Raw genomic sequence first — 16,018 nt, forward strand, 5'->3', positions numbered from 1 at the left:
CACGAGACGGAGGTATTAACTGCAATAGCACAGGCGCGCTCTCATACGAGATACGGGCCTGGTTCAGGATGCCGGGCGAGCCGGGTGAATTCTTACTGGCCGGACAGTACCGCCCAGCTGCCCAACCTCGCCCGCAACATGGCGCCATGATCGAGACCCTGAAAGGGCTGGGCCGGAAGGCCTTTGGCGATCACGCGCCCATCACTTCCGGCGGGTTCCTCGCGACGTAGCGCCCCGGCGCTGGCTCGATCGGCTTGTATTTCGCATTGCCCGCCCGCTTGGGCGCTCTGATCTGTTTGCCCGCATGCGGTTTCAGCCAGTTCATCCAGTGCGTCCACCAGCTTCCCGGCTGCGACTTCGCCGTCGCAAGCCATGCCTGCGGGTCATCGCCCGGCGTGCCGTCGGCCCAGAAGCTGCGCTTGTTCTTCGATGCCGGATTGATTACGCCAGCGATGTGTCCGCTCGCGCCAAGCACGAATTGCGTCTCGCCGCCCACCAGTTGCGTCGAGCGATACGCGCCCTGCCACGGAACGATGTGATCTTCCTGCGTGCCGAAGATATAGCTCGGCATGTCGATCCGTCCGAGGTCCACGGGCGTGCCGCACATTGAGAGTCGCCCTGCCTTGCACAGGTTGTTCTCGAGATACATGTTACGCAGATACCAGGCGTACATCGGGCCGGGGAGGTTGGTATCGTCGGCATTCCAGTACAACAGGTCGAAGGCCTGCGGCGCACCGCCCTTCAGGTAATTGTTGACGACATACGGCCAGATGAGATCGTTGGCGCGCAGAGTCTGGAAGACGAAGCCGAGTTCGCCACCCGAATAGATGCCGCCGCGTCCGATGGTCTGCTCGCGCTGCGACACGCCCTGTTCGTCAATGAACACACCGAGATCGCCCGGGTCGCTGAAATCGAGCATGGTCGTGAGCAGCGTGAGGCTTGCCACCGGCTCGTCGCCGCGCGCGCGCAACACCGCGAGCGCCGACGACAGGATCGTGCCGCCGACGCACCAGCCGACCGCGTTGACCTTGTCAGCGCCGCTGATCGCGCGTCCAACCTCGATCGCCTTGATCGCACCCTTCTCGAGGTAGTCGTCCCAGGTGATGTGGCCCAGGTCCGCGTCAGGGTTGCGCCACGACACAAGGAACACCGTCTGCCCCTGTTCGCACGCGAAACGCACGAACGAGTTCTCCGGCTGGAGGTCGAGGATGTAGAACTTGTTGATGCACGGCGGCACGATCACGAGCGGCCGCTCGGCGACCTCGTCGGTGAGTGGTGCGTACTGGATCAGCTGGAACAGTTCATTCTCAAACACCACCGCGCCTTTTGACACTGCCACGTTGCGGCCTACCTCGAACGCAGATTCATCGGTGATCGAGATCCGGCCGCGCTTCAGGTCTTCGAGCAGATTGGCAAAACCAGCACGCACGCTCTCGCCCCGCGTCTGAAGCGCGGTTTTCATCGCCTCGGGGTTGGTGGCGGCGAAGTTGGCCGGGCTCATCGAGTCGATAAACTGGCGCGCGTAGAAACGCAGCTTGTGCTTTTCCTTCTCACTGAGGCCCGCCGCGTCGACCATGTCGTTGAGCAGGCGCGAGTTAAGCAGGTACGTCTGCTTCAGAAAGCTGTACCAGGCATTGTCGTCCCAGGCTTGCGCGTTGAACCGCCGGTCACCGCGCTCGGGCCGGACGGTCGGCTCGGCGGGGATCCCGGTAGCGCTCGCGACCATGCCCATGTACAAGGCCATCTGCTGCTGCCAGTAATGGGCTTGCGCCTGGGCCAATGCCAATGCCGGCACCGGCGTGGTTCCTGCGCTCGCGGGTGCACCACCGCTCATGCCGGTGAAGGCGTGCAGCAGGCTCTGACCGGATTTGAAGAAACCCTGAACGAACTCGTCCGGCATATTGAACGGGGAAGCCATGCTATCTCCTGAGTTCCGTCGTCAGCATCTCTTGACTCCCTCCTGACGGCGAGAGTCCTGACTGACGGGTTTTTGAATTGATCTGATGACGTCTCAGATTCCTGTCCCGGCTCCATACGCCGCGACCCAATGTAATACGCATGGCGCACGGCGTGCACAGGTGCGCTCCATATTGCTTCGCCCTGACCGAATATCACTGTGAGCGATGGTGCACCGTTCAACATCGCCCCCCATACGTCAGGATGGGTCCCCCTGTCCGATCTCGCGCAGATGCGCCTGCGCCTCCTCCGCGCTTTCGAAGATGTACGGGGCGACGTCGCGGTTCCGCAAGGCATGACCCAGCTTGGCACGAAGGAAAGTGCTGGTGGTGTAGCGGGTGACTCGCGAATAGAAACGCTCAATCAGTCCTCTCACCATCACGGAATAGGGGTCGATCACGTCGGGCAGGATGGTGAAGTTGTCGTAATCGACAATCGCACACACCTTGTGGTCGAGCAGAGCAAGTTTCGCTTCGACGAGACTGCGGATACGCTCCACGTCGGCGAGCGACTTGACCGTATAGCCTTCGAAATTCACAAAGAACAGGTTTTGCTGCTGATCGTAGGTAAAGCGTTCTTCCAGTGGCAGACACAACATTTCGTCGCGCAAACCCATCGGCTCCACATGGAAGATGCGCGCGTCCATGAGTCGCGGCGCTTCGCGCATGATCGGCCGGAAATCCATCAGGGCGAGAATGTCCTTTTCCAGATCCACCCCGGGCGCGATCTCAATGAGTTCGAGTCCGTCCTCGCCGAGCCGGAAAACGCACCGCTCGGTCACGTAGAGCGCCACCTGCTTCCGGCTCAGCGCATAACGGCCACTGTAGGTCCGGTGCTCCACTTCGTTCACGAACTTGCGCGCGGCGCCCTCCTCGACGATCCTGAGCGTGCCGTTGTCGACGCTGAGCCGCAACCGGCCAGCAGTGAAGGTTCCGACAAACACAACCTTCTTCGCAGCCTGCGAGATGTTGATGAAGCCGCCCGCGCCGGCGAGCTTGGACCCGAACCTGCTCACATTCAGGTTGCCTTCGCGATCGGCTTGAGCCAGGCCCAGAAAAGCGACATCCAGCCCGCCGCCATCGTAGAAATCGAACTGGTATGGCTGATCGACAAGCGCCTGCGTATTCGACGCCGCCCCAAAATTCAGTCCGCCCGCCGCGATACCGCCGAACACGCCAGGCTCGGTGGTGAGTGTCATCAGGTCAACGATGCTCTCTTCGTTGGCGACATTCGCGATTCCTTCCGGCATGCCGATGCCGAGATTCACCACGCTGTTCGGCTTCAGTTCCATCGCCGCGCGGCGCGCAATGATCTTGCGTTCGCTCATTTCCATCGCTGCAATGCCGCCTGCGGGCACCCGGATCTCGCCGCTGAATGCCGGGTTGTACTGCTGCCCGAACGTCTGCCAGTGGTGCTCGGGCTGCGCGACCACCACACAGTCGACGAGTACGCCGGGGACTTTCACATTGCGCGGATTCAAGGTGCCCAGATCGGCGATCCGCTCCACCTGCGCGATGACCATGCCACCCGAATTGTGCACGGCCATGGCGATCGACAGAGCCTCCAGAGTCAGGGCCTCCTTCTCCATGCTCAGGTTGCCGTCCGGGTCTGCGGTTGTGCCCCGTATGATCCCGACCTGGATCGGGAAGGTACGGTAGTACAGGCACTCTTCGCCGTGCAGGGTTATCAGATCGACCATGTCCTCGGTCGTCCGCTCATTCATTTTCCCGCCGCCATAGCGCGGATCGACAAATGTGCCGAGTCCGACCCGGCTCAGATGGCCCGGCCGGCCGGCGGCGATATCGCGGAACATGCAGGAGATCACGCCCTGGGGCAGGTTGTACGCCTCAATCTGACCGGCGATCGCGAGTTTGCCGAGCTTGGGCACCAGCCCCCAATGGCCGCCGATCACCCGCCGCACGAGACCCGCGTGGCCGAGGTGATTGAGTCCACGGTTCTTACCATCGCCCTGTCCGGCTGCGTAGACAAGGGTTAGATTGCGCGGCTTGCCGAGTGACTGAGGGAGCTCATCTCCGGCGGTGAGAAACAGTTCTTCGAGAGCGACCAGAATGCCTTCCGGCACCCCGATTCCCACGAAACCGGAGGTCGCGATCGTATCGCCATCGCGGATCAATCGCACGGCTTCCGCTGCAGACACAATCTTGCTTTTTTGCGCTCCCTGACGGGGGGCAGGTAAAAATGGAAGAAAATTCATATTTTCCCTCGTTCCGTTCGACTTGCAGTCCGTCCGCCTTCGACCGACGCCGCGATGCCAGTCGAAGCGGCTGCGTGCAAGCATGGGAAGAACACCAAATTGCCTGGCTCCGTCACTTTAACTATCAGTTGCACTCGAATCTACCTGTACGGCAGACCCTTCGGGCCGGGCGCAATGCGCACCCGTTACGATGCTGGCCCGCGGAATTAGCTATGGAGTCTCATGAGGAAATCTTGCGTTAGTCAAGGTCAGCCAAGCTCGCTTACAAGTTCCGGCACCACGGTAAACAGATCGCCCACGAGGCCATAGTCGGCGACGCTGAAAATCGGCGCTTCCGGGTCCTTGTTGATCGCCACGATCACCTTCGAGTCTTTCATGCCTGCCAGATGCTGGATTGCGCCGGAGATGCCAACCGCCACATACAGTTGTGGCGCGACGATCTTGCCGGTCTGGCCGACCTGATAGTCGTTCGGCACGAAGCCCGCATCGACCGCTGCGCGCGAGGCGCCCAGTGCTGCGTTCAGCTTGTCTGCCAGCGGTTCCAGAACCTTGGTGTAGTTCTCGCCGTTGCCCAGACCCCGGCCACCCGAGACGATGATCTTCGCCGACGTCAGTTCCGGACGGTCCAGCTTCGTCACTTCGCGGCTCACGAACTGCAACAGGCCGCTGTCAGATGCCGCTTCGATCTTCTCGACCGTTGCGCTGCCGCCTTCGGCTGCAACCGCGTCGAATCCGGTCGTGCGGACCGTGATGACCTTGATCGGATCTTGAGATTGCACCGTCGCGATTGCGTTACCCGCGTAGATCGGGCGCTCGAACGTGTCGGCCGAATCCACTGCCGTGATGTCGCTGATCTGCGCGACATCGAGCTTCGCGGCGATACGCGGTGCGATGTTCTTGCCGTAGGCGGTGGCCGGCGCCAGGATATGCGAATAGTCCTTCGCGATGTTCATCACGGTTGCCTGGATGTTTTCTGCCAGGCCCGCTTCGAGTTGAGCAGCGTCAGCCAGCAACACCTTGCTCACACCTGCAATCTTCGCTGCCGCATCCGCCGCAGCCTGCGCGTTGTGACCTGCGACCAGTACGTGAATATCGCCACCGATCTTCTGCGCGGCTGCAATCGTGTTCTGCGTCGCGGTTCTGATCGACGCGTTATCGTGTTCTGCAATTACCAGATTTGTCATTTCGTCGGTCTCCTTACAGCACCTTGGCTTCGGTCTTCAGCTTCTCGACCAGCGCCTTCACATCCGGCACCTTCACACCGGCAGATCGCTTCGGCGGCTCGACGACTTTCAGCGTCTTCAGGCGCGGCGTCACATCAACGCCGAGGTCTTCCGGCTTGATGACTTCCAACGGCTTCTTCTTCGCCTTCATGATGTTCGGCAGCGTCACATAGCGCGGCTCGTTCAGGCGCAGATCGGTCGTGATCACAGCCGGCAAGGACAGCGACAGCGTTTCCGCGCCGCCATCCACTTCGCGCGAAACGTTAGCCTTGCCGTCGGCCACGACGACCTTCGAGGCGAACGTTGCCTGCGGCAGGTTCGCCAGCGCAGCCAGCATCTGGCCGGTCTGGTTCGAATCGTCGTCGATGGCCTGCTTGCCAAGGATCACCAGTTGCGGCTGCTCCTTGTCGACCAGAGCCTTGAGCAGCTTGGCGACCGCCAGCGGCTGCAGATCTTCGCCCGACTCGATCAGGATCGCGCGGTCCGCGCCAATGGCCAGCGCCGTGCGCAGCGTTTCCTGCGACTGCGCGACACCCGCCGACACGGCAATCACCTCGGTCGCTACGCCCGCTTCCCTCAGACGAACTGCTTCTTCAACCGCGATCTCGTCGAACGGATTCATCGACATCTTCACGTTCGCGATGTCGACGCCCGTGCCGTCCGATTTCACCCGGACTTTCACGTTGTAATCGACCACTCTCTTGACTGGTACCAGAATCTTCATACTGTTCTCTCAAAATGATGACGGGTGACTGCGTAAGCGTGCAACACTCCCCAAAAACTGCTCAGCTAAACTACGCGCCCCGTCAGACGCGCCAGCATACGCTCGACCAAGTCTTCGAGCATCCGTGCATTGAGCAGGTAACTCTGCTTCAGAAGGCTATACCAGCTATTGCTCGACCAGTCTTCCGCATGAAAACGCCGGTCACCGTGCTCGGGCACGACGACGGCCGGTGCGTTCGATGTCGCGCCAAGCATGCCGGAAAAAAGCTGGCCCATAGCTCGCTTTGCTTTTGCCAGTACCTGGCGCTCGCCTGCAGGGCGAACATTCGCGCGCCGGACGCGGCAAAACGCCACTCGTTGGCGTCGGCATTGTGCGTGGCGCCGCCGTGGGCGTCTGCCGCCGACAGCCCGGTCCATAAATTGAGCCCAGCCTTGAACCATCCGGCGGCGAATTCGTCCGGCATGCTAAATGGCAATTTCACCTTGCCCTCCACGATCAGCCGTTACACGCCAGCGCTACAGGTGCGCTGGTTGACCTGATCACCCCGCGAAGTGGGTATGACGACTGCTTCCCCGTCAATCACAACTTTGCCGTCCACCGTGCACACCGTGGACAGCACCACACGGCGTTTCCCGGGAATCAGCTCCTTGATGACCACCTCGGCCTGAACGGTATCGCCGGGGCGAACGGGTGCCTTGAAACGCAGATTCTGCCCAAGGTAGACCGTGCCGGGGCCCGGCAAGCGACCGGCAATTGTCGCCGAGATGATGCTCGCGGTCAGCATGCCGTGCGCAATGCGGCCTTTAAAGGGCGTCGTTCGTGCAAACTGCTCATTGATGTGCACCGCATTGATGTCTCCGGACGCTCCGGCGAACAACAGGATGTCGGCTTCGGTAATGGTCTTGGCGAACGTCGCGGCCATGCCCGGCTGCAGGTCTTCGAAGTCGTATCCGTTTAGTTCATTCATGATTCTTCCAAATGCAGGTCGAGTTCACCCGTCTCAATGTCTCCGTGGGGCGCCAATAACGTGGCGTCGCCACGAAACACAGGTTCTTTCAGATCAACAACGTTCCGGCGTTCTACAGCGGAAGCCCGGTCAATGTCGTTGGGCTCGAATTGCGAACCCCCAATGCCAGTACGGCGATCGACTTGCGCTTGCGCAGAACAGTCATGAAGACCTGCGCTGAGGCTTTCGAGAATCCAATGTCGGTTTTCCGTCGCTACGGCTGAACGGCTTGGCGGCAGTTGAATTGAGTGTGGTCAAATCACCGACTTCAGCAGCCTCGCCATCTCCGACGGATTCTTCGTAACCTTGATGCCGCAGCCGTCCATGATTTCCAGCTTCGCGTCGGCCGTATCCGCGCCGCCCGAGATCAGCGCGCCGGCGTGGCCCATGCGCTTGCCCGGAGGCGCCGTGACGCCCGCGATGAAGCCGACGACCGGCTTCTTCATGTTGTCCTTGATCCACTCGGCAGCATTGGCTTCGTCCGGACCGCCGATTTCGCCGATCATGATCACGGCGTCCGTATCCGGATCGTCGTTGAACATCTTCATGACGTCGATGTGCTTCAGACCGTTGATCGGGTCGCCGCCGATACCGACTGCCGACGACTGGCCGAGGCCGATCGCGGTCAGCTGGGCAACCGCTTCATACGTCAGCGTGCCCGAGCGCGACACGACGCCGATGCGGCCCTTGCGGTGGATGTGACCCGGCATGATGCCGATCTTCAGCTCGTCCGGCGTGATCGTGCCGGGGCAGTTCGGGCCGAGGAGCAGCGTCTTGCGGCCTTCGCGGCGCATACGGTCCTTCACTTCGATCATGTCGCGCACCGGAATGCCTTCCGTGATGCAGATCGCCAGATCGAGGTCGGCCTCGACGGCTTCCCAGATCGCAGCAGCAGCGCCTGCGGGCGGCACGTAGATGACCGAAACGGTCGCGCCGGTAGCGTCCTTCGCTTCACGCACGTTGGCGTAAATGGGGATGCCTTCGAAGTCCTCGCCGGCCTTCTTCGGGTTCACGCCCGCGACGAATGCTTCGCGGCCGTTGGCGTACTCACGGCAGGCACGGGTGTGGAACTGACCGGTCTTGCCGGTAATGCCCTGCGTGATGACCTTGGTGTCTTTGTTGATCAGAATCGACATGTATTGACCTCTGTTCGCTTGACGCCGCGCGTCGCGTCGTCCGCCCGTGTTGCCACGTGTAGCGGGCTTCGCGCCGGCACCGCGTCATTCGTATCCGCTGAAAGTTACTTGCCTTCGGCAGCCGCGACAACCTTCTGCGCAGCCTCTTCCATGCTGTCCGCCGAGATGATCGGCAGGCCCGAGTCGGCCAGCATCTTCTTGCCGAGGTCCTCGTTCGTGCCCTTCATGCGCACGACGAGCGGCACCTTGAGGTCAACGGCCTTCGACGCCGCGATCACGCCTTCCGCGATCACGTCGCAGCGCATGATGCCGCCGAAGATGTTCACGAGGATCGCCTTCAGTTCCGGGTTCTTCAGCATGAGCTTGAACGCTTCCGTGACCTTCTCGGTCGTGGCGCCGCCGCCAACGTCCAGGAAGTTCGCCGGTTCGCCGCCGAACAGCTTGATGGTGTCCATCGTCGCCATGGCGAGGCCCGCGCCGTTCACCAGACAGCCGATGTTGCCGTCGAGCGAGATGTACGCGAGGTCGAACTTCGACGCTTCGACTTCAGCCGGATCTTCTTCGTCCAGATCGCGGTATGCGACGATTTCCGGGTGGCGGAACAGCGCGTTCGCGTCGAAGTTGAACTTCGCGTCGAGTGCGATGACCTTGCCGTCGCCCGTCACGTTCAGCGGGTTGATTTCGGCCAGCGACGCGTCGGTTTCCCAGAATGCCTTGTACAGGCCCTTCAGGATGTCACGCGCTTGCGGAATCGAAGCTGCCGGCACGCCGATCTTCGCGGCGAGGTCGTCAGCCTGGGCATCCAGCAGGCCGGTGTTCGGATCCACGACGATGTGGTGGATCAGTTCCGGATGCTTTTCGGCGACTTCTTCGATGTCCATGCCGCCTTCGCTCGAACCCATCAGCACGATCTTCTGGGTCACGCGATCCACGACGAGGCTGACATACAGTTCCTGCTTGATGTCGGCGCCTTCTTCGATCAGCAGACGGTTGACCTTCTGGCCTTCCGGACCGGTCTGGTGCGTGACGAGCTGCATGCCGAGAATCTGGTTCGCATATTCGCGCACTTGATCCAGCGTCTTCGCCACCTTCACGCCGCCGCCCTTGCCGCGACCGCCCGCGTGGATCTGTGCCTTGACGACCCAAACCGGACCGCCCAGCTCTTCAGCGGCCTTGACCGCGTCATCCACCGAAAACACCGGCTTGCCGCGCGGTACCGCGACGCCGAATTTCCGCAGGATTTCCTTACCCTGGTACTCGTGAATCTTCATGCGTGATTCCTTCAGTCTGAGATCTTCAAGCCAACTGATCGGGATTTCGAACAAGGGACGTCAAAAGCGCCGCGCCTTCATTCTGACGCCGATCCGTGTTCGCCTATCAATGCGGTCCGTGAATTCGTCCATGTCTGCATGCACCAACTGAGGCGGTAGTGCTAAACCGCGCACGCTTGATGTCGGTCTCGATGTAGCCCGGATTGATCGCGTTGACGTTGATGCCGTAAGACGCCCATTCGTGTGCCATCGATCGAGTCAGATGTTCGACCGCTGCCTTGCTCGCACCATCGATCGACCGATTCGGCGAGTGCGATTGCGCAGCGAGCGAGCGAGCGAGCGAGCAGATGTTGATTTCGCCAGGTTTCGGATACTCGATCGGCTTGTATTGCGACCCCGGCTTTAGCATTTCGTGCTCCCCGTGCTGATGGTGCAGCGTCCACGGCACGTTGCCACTCGGCATCTATTGCGTGCTGCCGACCGTCAGCGTGCCGCGGTATCTACACAAGCTCCGTGCGGCGGAGTACATCGATATCGGCTGAGGCCATATCGAGCCAGTCCTGAAGGACCTCCTCGTGTGCTGCCCCAACGTCGGCGGCGGCTGGCAGTATTGCACCGGCGACTCTGACATACGGATCGGATTCGCAACCAACGCCACGGTTTTCGCCAACGGGTGCGACATCTCGATGCGCACGTCGCGCGACTGCACCTGCGGATCCTCGAACACCTGGTCGACATTGTTGATCGGACCACACGGCACGCCTGCGGCTTCCATCACGGTTATCCAGTCCCCCGTCGCACGGGAAACCGTGATACTGCGAATCATCGCGATCAGTTCGTTCCTGTGCTTCACGCGCTGCGGATTGCTGGCGAAGCGTTCGTCCCTGCTCCAATGCGCTTCGCCCAGCGCCGTGCAGAGACTGGCGAACTGATTGTCGTTGCCGACCGCGATGATCATGTGCCCATCAGCGGTTGGGAAATCCTGGTACGGCACGATGTTCGGATGCGCGTTCCCGATCCGGCGAGGCACCACGCCACCCACGAGATAATTCGTCGCCTGATTGGCAAGGCAGGCAATCTGGACGTCTAGCAAAGCGAGATCGATGTGCTGCCCGATGCCGGACCGTTCGCGACGCGCAAGCGCTGCAAGAATTGCTACCGTTGCATATAGTCCCGTTGTGATGTCCGTCAGTGCGACGCCCGCCTTCAACGGACCCGCCCCTTCCGTATCATACGCACGACCTGTGAGGCTCATCAGCCCGCCCATGCCCTGGATCAGGAAGTCGTAACCGGCACGTGCGGCATAGGGTCCCGTCTGGCCAAATCCCGTTATCGAGCAGTACACGAGGCGCGGATTCAGTTCCTTGAGGCTCGCGTAATCCAGACCGTACCGGCTGAGTCCATCGACCTTGAAATTCTCAACCAGGACGTCGGCCTTGCGGGCCAGTTCCTTCACAAGCCGCTGTCCATCCGGTTGACTCAGATCGATTGTCACCGACCGCTTGTTGCGATTCGCGCAAAGATAGTAGGCGGACTCGCCAGTCGACTCGCCATCGGCATCATTCAGCCAGGGCGGCCCCCAGGCACGCGTATCGTCACCTGTGCCCGGTCGTTCGACCTTGACCACATCAGCGCCGAGATCCGCCAGCAACTGGCTCGCCCACGGACCGGCCAGCACGCGAGAAAGATCGAGCACGCGCAGACCGTCGAGCGCCCCTTGATGCGATGTCCCGTTCATGGCGGATCAGAACGCTGGAATACCGGTGATGGCGCGGCCAAGAATGAGCGCGTGGACGTCATGCGTACCCTCGTACGTGTTGACCACCTCCAGGTTAACCAGGTGCCGTGCGATGCCAAATTCGTCACTGATCCCGTTGCCGCCGAGCATGTCTCGCGCAACGCGGGCGATATCGAGTGCCTTTCCACATGAGTTGCGTTTCATGATCGACGTAATCTCGACAGCGGCCGTGCCTTCATCCTTCATGCGTCCGAGGCGCAGACATCCTTGCAGGCCAAGTGTGATTTCCGTCTGCATGTCCGCCAGCTTTTTCTGGATCAGCTGGTTCGCCGCGAGCGGCTTGCCGAACTGCTTTCGATCGAGAACGTACTGGCGCGCGCGATGCCAGCAGTCTTCCGCCGCGCCCAACGCGCCCCAGGCGATCCCATAGCGTGCACTGTTCAGGCAGGTGAATGGGCCCTTCAAACCACGGATGTCCGGAAACGCGTTCTCTTCCGGACAGAACACCTCGTCCATCACGATCTCACCCGTAATCGACGCGCGCAAGCCGACCTTGCCGTGGATCGCAGGTGCCGATAGTCCCTTCCATCCCTTCTCGAGCACGAAACCCCGGATCGCACCCTCATCGTCCTTGGCCCAGACGACGAACACATCGGCGATGGGACTGTTCGTAATCCACATCTTGTTGCCCGTCAGCAGATATCCGCCGTCGACCTTCTTCGCACGGGTGATCATGCCGCCCGGATCGGAACCGTGATTCGGCTCGGTCAAGCCGAAGCAGCCGATCCATTCGCCTCTCGCCAGCCTGGGTAGATACTTCTGCCGGGTGGCTTCATTGCCGAACTCGTTGATAGGCACCATGACGAGCGACGACTGCACGCTCATCATCGAGCGGTATCCGGAATCGACCCGCTCCACCTCTCGCGCGACGAGCCCGTAGCAAACATAGCTGAGACCAGCTCCGCCGTAGGTTTCAGGTATCGTCGCGCCCAGCAATCCAAGCTCGCCCATCTCCCGGAAGATGTCGGTGTCGGTATGTTCACGACGGAAGGCCTCGAGCACACGCGGTGAGAGGCGTTCCTGACAATACGCATGGGCCGATTCGCGCACGAGGCGCTCCTCCTCCAACAATTGCTGGTCCAGCAGCAATGGGTCATCCCACTGAAACGACGGCGATTTGTGTTGTTCGATCATGTCACGTCCAAAAGAAAATCGGCAATGGTGCGAATTTACAGGCGGATTTCCAGCATCTCAAACGATTTGTTCGCACTGACCTATGCGAGAATCGCACAGGTCAGTCCACCACGATGTGAGTCAATGAGCATGCGCAGAAAAATTCCTTCGACAGCAGCGCTATCCGCATTCGAAGCAGCCGCTCGCCATCAGAGTTTCACCAAAGCGGCAGATGAACTGGCGGTGACACAGAGCGCAGTATGCCGTCAGATCGGCACGCTGGAGGAATTCCTCGGCATAAAACTATTTCGACGCGACCGGCGCGGAGTCAGCCTCACCGAGGCCGGAGTGATCTATAGCCGCAAGGTTGCGTCGCACCTGGATGAAGTGGAGAGGGACACACTGGAACTCATGGCCAAGGGCGGCCATGGCGGATCGCTCGAGCTGGCGGTCGTCCCGACGTTCGCGACAAAATGGCTGTTACCCCGAATACCCGACTTCATCGAAAAATATCCGAACATGACTGTCAATCTCACGGGCCGCACGCGCCCATTCCTGTTCGACGACACGGAGTTCGATGCGGCAATTCATGCGGGAACTGCGATATGGCCTGGCACGGAAGGCACCTTCCTGATGCGTGAAAGGCTGATCGCTGTATGCAGCCCAAAGCTGATCGCACCACGCCTGAGGCTCGTAACGGCGGACTGGCGGCGTTACCCGCTCTTGCAACAGAGCACGCGTCCGTATGCATGGCGTGACTGGTTTGCGTCGCGCAACATGCAGGTCGAAGGGGATATGGCGGGTCCGAGGTTCGAACTGTTTTCGATGCTCGCTGAAGCGGCGATCCATGGTATTGGCATCGCCCTCATCCCTCGCCTTCTTATCGAGGATGAGCTGCAGCGTGGCGTGTTAATCCAGGCGGCGGCCCACGAGCATCTGAGCAATCAGGCCTACTACCTCATCTATCCGGAGCCCAAGGCCGACAATGCGGCGTTGAAGGCGTTTCGCGACTGGATCACCGCACAGGCGCAGCAATATCGGACACCGATGGGACTTGAGTGAAGGGGCTTGCGTCAGGTGGTTCTGTTGGTATCGCGGTGATTTTGATGGGCTTTGCGCGCTGCACTACAAACATGCCCGCCGCACGAGCCCTGCTGGGCCGCGTGTCGGCGTAGACGACCGCGGCGTACGCGAAAACTGATCTCCCGCAGTTGCGTGCGTTCGTCGACGGGACCTTTGCGCAGCATGAGAAACCTCACTCCAGCGTCAGTCCCAGTACTTCCCACAAGACCTGAAGCGAAACCGGTTCTCGCTGCTGCAGCTCGGCCTGTCGGTTCTCATCGCGATGGCAGGTGCGTAGCGTTCCTTGACGCGCTCATCACCTCAATTCTGGCGACACCCACCAAGCAGGCCAGGACCGGAGCAATTCCACCCGTGGGGCGATTTTCGTTCTGGTCGCTTGACGATTGTCGGAAGTGGGCCAACGACGCGCGTGGCACCGCGCGCAACCTTCGTCGCACCTTCACGAAGCCTGCCACTCTCGGGTGGCGTGCAAGGGAGTTGCAGCACTGCTCGCGACGAGGGTCTGGCCCTCCCGCCTTGACGGAATGGTTGTCTGATCGGCAGGCCCGAGATTTCCTGAGACCTGCGTCGTAACCACAAAAAAGGCGTCGCCGACGCGGGCATCGCAGTAGCCGCGCCGACTTCCACTCGTTCTTCGCGCGCGCCCGAGCGTTCCAGCGCCGCGTTGGTACTTCGTCGATGGCTTCCCAGTCCACTTCCTTATTGCGCTCAACCATCACGCGCAGTGGAACGGCGCCCAGATCGTCGGCGCGCACGGAGGACAGCGAACCGCGGTAACGGCCGATCGGTGTGCGAATAGCATCACATATGAAAGCTTACGTAAGGCTGTTCTTCAAGGGATGTCGCCGGCAGATTGCGCGAACCGCTTGTGGTATTTCTTTGAAGGTCTCGATGGTGGCAGCACATTGGTTTTGCTGAACCGACCCTCTGGATGATGTGACAGAACCTCCATCGAACCAGCGCCGTACCAGCCCATGTCGCACGACTGTCGACCGCGCCCCCGGTTACAATAATTTATGTCGACATAAATAAATAGCGCGGCTATGATGCCATATATTGGATGTTTGAAAGCCAAGGCCATCGCGATGGTTTGTGAACGAAAGGAGGCATTCTAATGATCAAGGTAGAAAAACTCACCGCCTGCATTGGCGCCGAATTGTCTGGAGTAAGTTTGGGCGATGCCTCGCGAGACGCGTCCCTGTTTGCGGAGATCAAGGCGCTGTTGCTCGAGCACCGGGTCCTCTTCTTTCGCGACCAGGACATTTCCCGGGCAGAGCATGTCGCCTTCGCGCGCCGATTCGGCGACCTGGAGGCTCATCCAGTGGCAGGAAGTGATCCGGACTATCCGGGCCTCGTGCAGATTTACCGGTCAGAGGCGAAGAACCCTTACGAAAACAACTATCACACCGACGGGCTATGGCGGCCCGAACCGTCCATGGGAGCCGTGCTTCGCTGCATCGAGTGCCCGGAGGTCGGGGGCGACACCATCTGGGTGAATATGGTCGAAGCCTATAAGCAGCTTCCCGAGGATATCAAGAAACGCATTGCCGGCCTCCGAGCGAAAAGCAGCATCGAACACTCATTTGGTGCCGCGATGGAGCCCGAGGAACGAAGAAAGCTCGCGGCGCAGAATCCGGACGTGGAGCATCCTGTCGTGCGCACACATCCGGAGACTGGGGAAAAAGTGCTGTACGTCGGAAGTTTCACGACTCACTTCATCAATTTCCATACACCAGAAAACGTACGTTATGGTCTGGACAAAACGCCAGGCGCCAGCCTGCTGCTCAACTACCTGCAAAGCCAGGCACTGATTCCCGAATATCAAGTTCGCTTCAGGTGGAAGCCGAACAGTGTCGCAGTCTGGGACAATCGTGCAACCCAACACTATGCGGTGATGGATTATTGGCCGGCTCCGCGCAAGATGGAGCGTGCGGGCATCATCGGCGACAAGCCCTATTGATGGGCGGTCCTGTCGGGTCGCCGGAGCTTTGGCAGCGCGCATCCGGCAGTCGACGCTTCATGTCGTGGATCACGGTCATCTCTTTCCCGCGACGCGGGCTCGCACCACGCGGCGCCCGTGATACGCGAGGTGCACCATCTGATGCTCACCACCACACGGGCGTCCGATCTGACTTGCACGCCTGGCGGCGACGGATCGAACTTCTGACAGGACGCCAGGCCTTTATCCAGAGGTTCATATGAACATTGTGTTGCCCCCCTTCGACAACATTTGCATCGGCGAAGGGCCGATATGTTTCGATGCGCTCGTTGACGGCGTCCTCGTCAATTGCGTGCTGACCGAGCCCGCGCTGTGTGCGGCCGCCGCGGTCGATCACGTGATTTCGCGACGAGAAGCGTTCGCCCTGGGACAACCGGCAATCAAGGAAGTCGTGGCTCGCCGGGCCGGGGAATCGTCGATCGGCCCGGTTGTCATCACGCAAGCCGAATTCAGCATGTGAACGCGCGCAAGGCCGCGCGCGAGGCTTCCGGTCT

General features: G+C 60.6%; 13 protein-coding genes and 2 pseudogenes. 3 read left to right on the plus strand and 12 right to left on the minus strand.

The features are described 5' to 3' along the window. Positions 1-190 precede the first annotated feature (190 nt). The 11 genes and pseudogenes from phaC to L5014_RS25410 form a co-directional block, all read right to left on the minus strand. Positions 191-1,918: a class I poly(R)-hydroxyalkanoic acid synthase gene (phaC, locus tag L5014_RS25360; RefSeq protein ID WP_238466560.1), complete on the minus strand. Its 1,728-nt coding sequence runs from the start codon at positions 1,916-1,918 to the stop codon at positions 191-193. A gap of 237 nt (positions 1,919-2,155) precedes the next feature. Further along, positions 2,156-4,171: an acyl CoA:acetate/3-ketoacid CoA transferase gene (locus L5014_RS25365; protein WP_238466561.1), complete on the minus strand. Its 2,016-nt coding sequence runs from the start codon at positions 4,169-4,171 to the stop codon at positions 2,156-2,158. A gap of 248 nt (positions 4,172-4,419) precedes the next feature. Beyond that, the gene (locus L5014_RS25370; protein WP_238466562.1) at positions 4,420-5,355 is read right to left on the minus strand and encodes an electron transfer flavoprotein subunit alpha/FixB family protein; all 936 of its coding nucleotides are present in this window, start codon (positions 5,353-5,355) and stop codon (positions 4,420-4,422) included. 13 nt (positions 5,356-5,368) lie between these two features. Further along, positions 5,369-6,118: an electron transfer flavoprotein subunit beta/FixA family protein gene (locus L5014_RS25375; protein ID WP_238466563.1), complete on the minus strand. Its 750-nt coding sequence runs from the start codon at positions 6,116-6,118 to the stop codon at positions 5,369-5,371. A gap of 65 nt (positions 6,119-6,183) precedes the next feature. Next, positions 6,184-6,393 carry a hypothetical protein gene (locus L5014_RS25380; RefSeq protein WP_238466564.1) on the minus strand — a complete coding sequence of 70 codons (210 nt, stop codon included), beginning with the start codon at positions 6,391-6,393 and terminating at the stop codon, positions 6,184-6,186. 227 nt (positions 6,394-6,620) lie between these two features. After that, a complete protein-coding gene (locus tag L5014_RS25385; RefSeq protein ID WP_238466565.1) occupies positions 6,621-7,085 on the minus strand; it encodes a MaoC family dehydratase in 465 nt (154 codons plus the stop codon). Between the two features lie 293 nt (positions 7,086-7,378). Then, a complete protein-coding gene (gene sucD, locus L5014_RS25390) occupies positions 7,379-8,260 on the minus strand; it encodes a succinate--CoA ligase subunit alpha (protein WP_238466566.1) in 882 nt (293 codons plus the stop codon). Positions 8,261-8,364: 104 nt separating this feature from the next. Beyond that, positions 8,365-9,546 (minus strand): ADP-forming succinate--CoA ligase subunit beta, encoded by a 1,182-nt coding sequence (sucC, locus tag L5014_RS25395; RefSeq protein ID WP_338019330.1) that lies wholly within the window; start codon positions 9,544-9,546, stop codon positions 8,365-8,367. 91 nt (positions 9,547-9,637) lie between these two features. After that, complete coding sequence (locus L5014_RS38675) at positions 9,638-9,910, minus strand: SDR family NAD(P)-dependent oxidoreductase (protein ID WP_420800132.1); 273 nt, start codon at positions 9,908-9,910, stop codon at positions 9,638-9,640. Between the two features lie 121 nt (positions 9,911-10,031). Then, a pseudogene (locus tag L5014_RS25405) lies at positions 10,032-11,269 on the minus strand (CaiB/BaiF CoA transferase family protein). Positions 11,270-11,275: 6 nt separating this feature from the next. After that, complete coding sequence (locus L5014_RS25410) at positions 11,276-12,463, minus strand: acyl-CoA dehydrogenase (protein ID WP_238466568.1); 1,188 nt, start codon at positions 12,461-12,463, stop codon at positions 11,276-11,278. A 129-nt stretch (positions 12,464-12,592) separates the two neighbouring features. On the opposite strand from L5014_RS25410, the gene L5014_RS25415 reads away from it, so the two are divergent. After that, positions 12,593-13,504, plus strand: coding sequence for a LysR family transcriptional regulator (locus L5014_RS25415; protein WP_238466629.1), 912 nt, complete (start codon positions 12,593-12,595; stop codon positions 13,502-13,504). Positions 13,505-14,193: 689 nt separating this feature from the next. Here the strand turns inward: L5014_RS25415 and L5014_RS25420 are convergent. Further along, positions 14,194-14,334, minus strand: a pseudogene (locus L5014_RS25420) (thiolase family protein); the annotation flags it as partial. A gap of 305 nt (positions 14,335-14,639) precedes the next feature. On the opposite strand from L5014_RS25420, the gene L5014_RS25425 reads away from it, so the two are divergent. Continuing rightward, complete coding sequence (locus tag L5014_RS25425) at positions 14,640-15,485, plus strand: TauD/TfdA dioxygenase family protein (RefSeq protein WP_274389506.1); 846 nt, start codon at positions 14,640-14,642, stop codon at positions 15,483-15,485. A gap of 238 nt (positions 15,486-15,723) precedes the next feature. Next, complete coding sequence (locus tag L5014_RS25430; protein ID WP_238466569.1) at positions 15,724-15,984, plus strand: hypothetical protein; 261 nt, start codon at positions 15,724-15,726, stop codon at positions 15,982-15,984. The last annotated feature ends 34 nt before the right edge of the window (positions 15,985-16,018 follow it).

Origin of the sequence: Paraburkholderia tagetis, assembly GCF_022213065.1 — a bacterium.
GTDB lineage: Bacteria > Pseudomonadota > Gammaproteobacteria > Burkholderiales > Burkholderiaceae > Paraburkholderia > Paraburkholderia tagetis.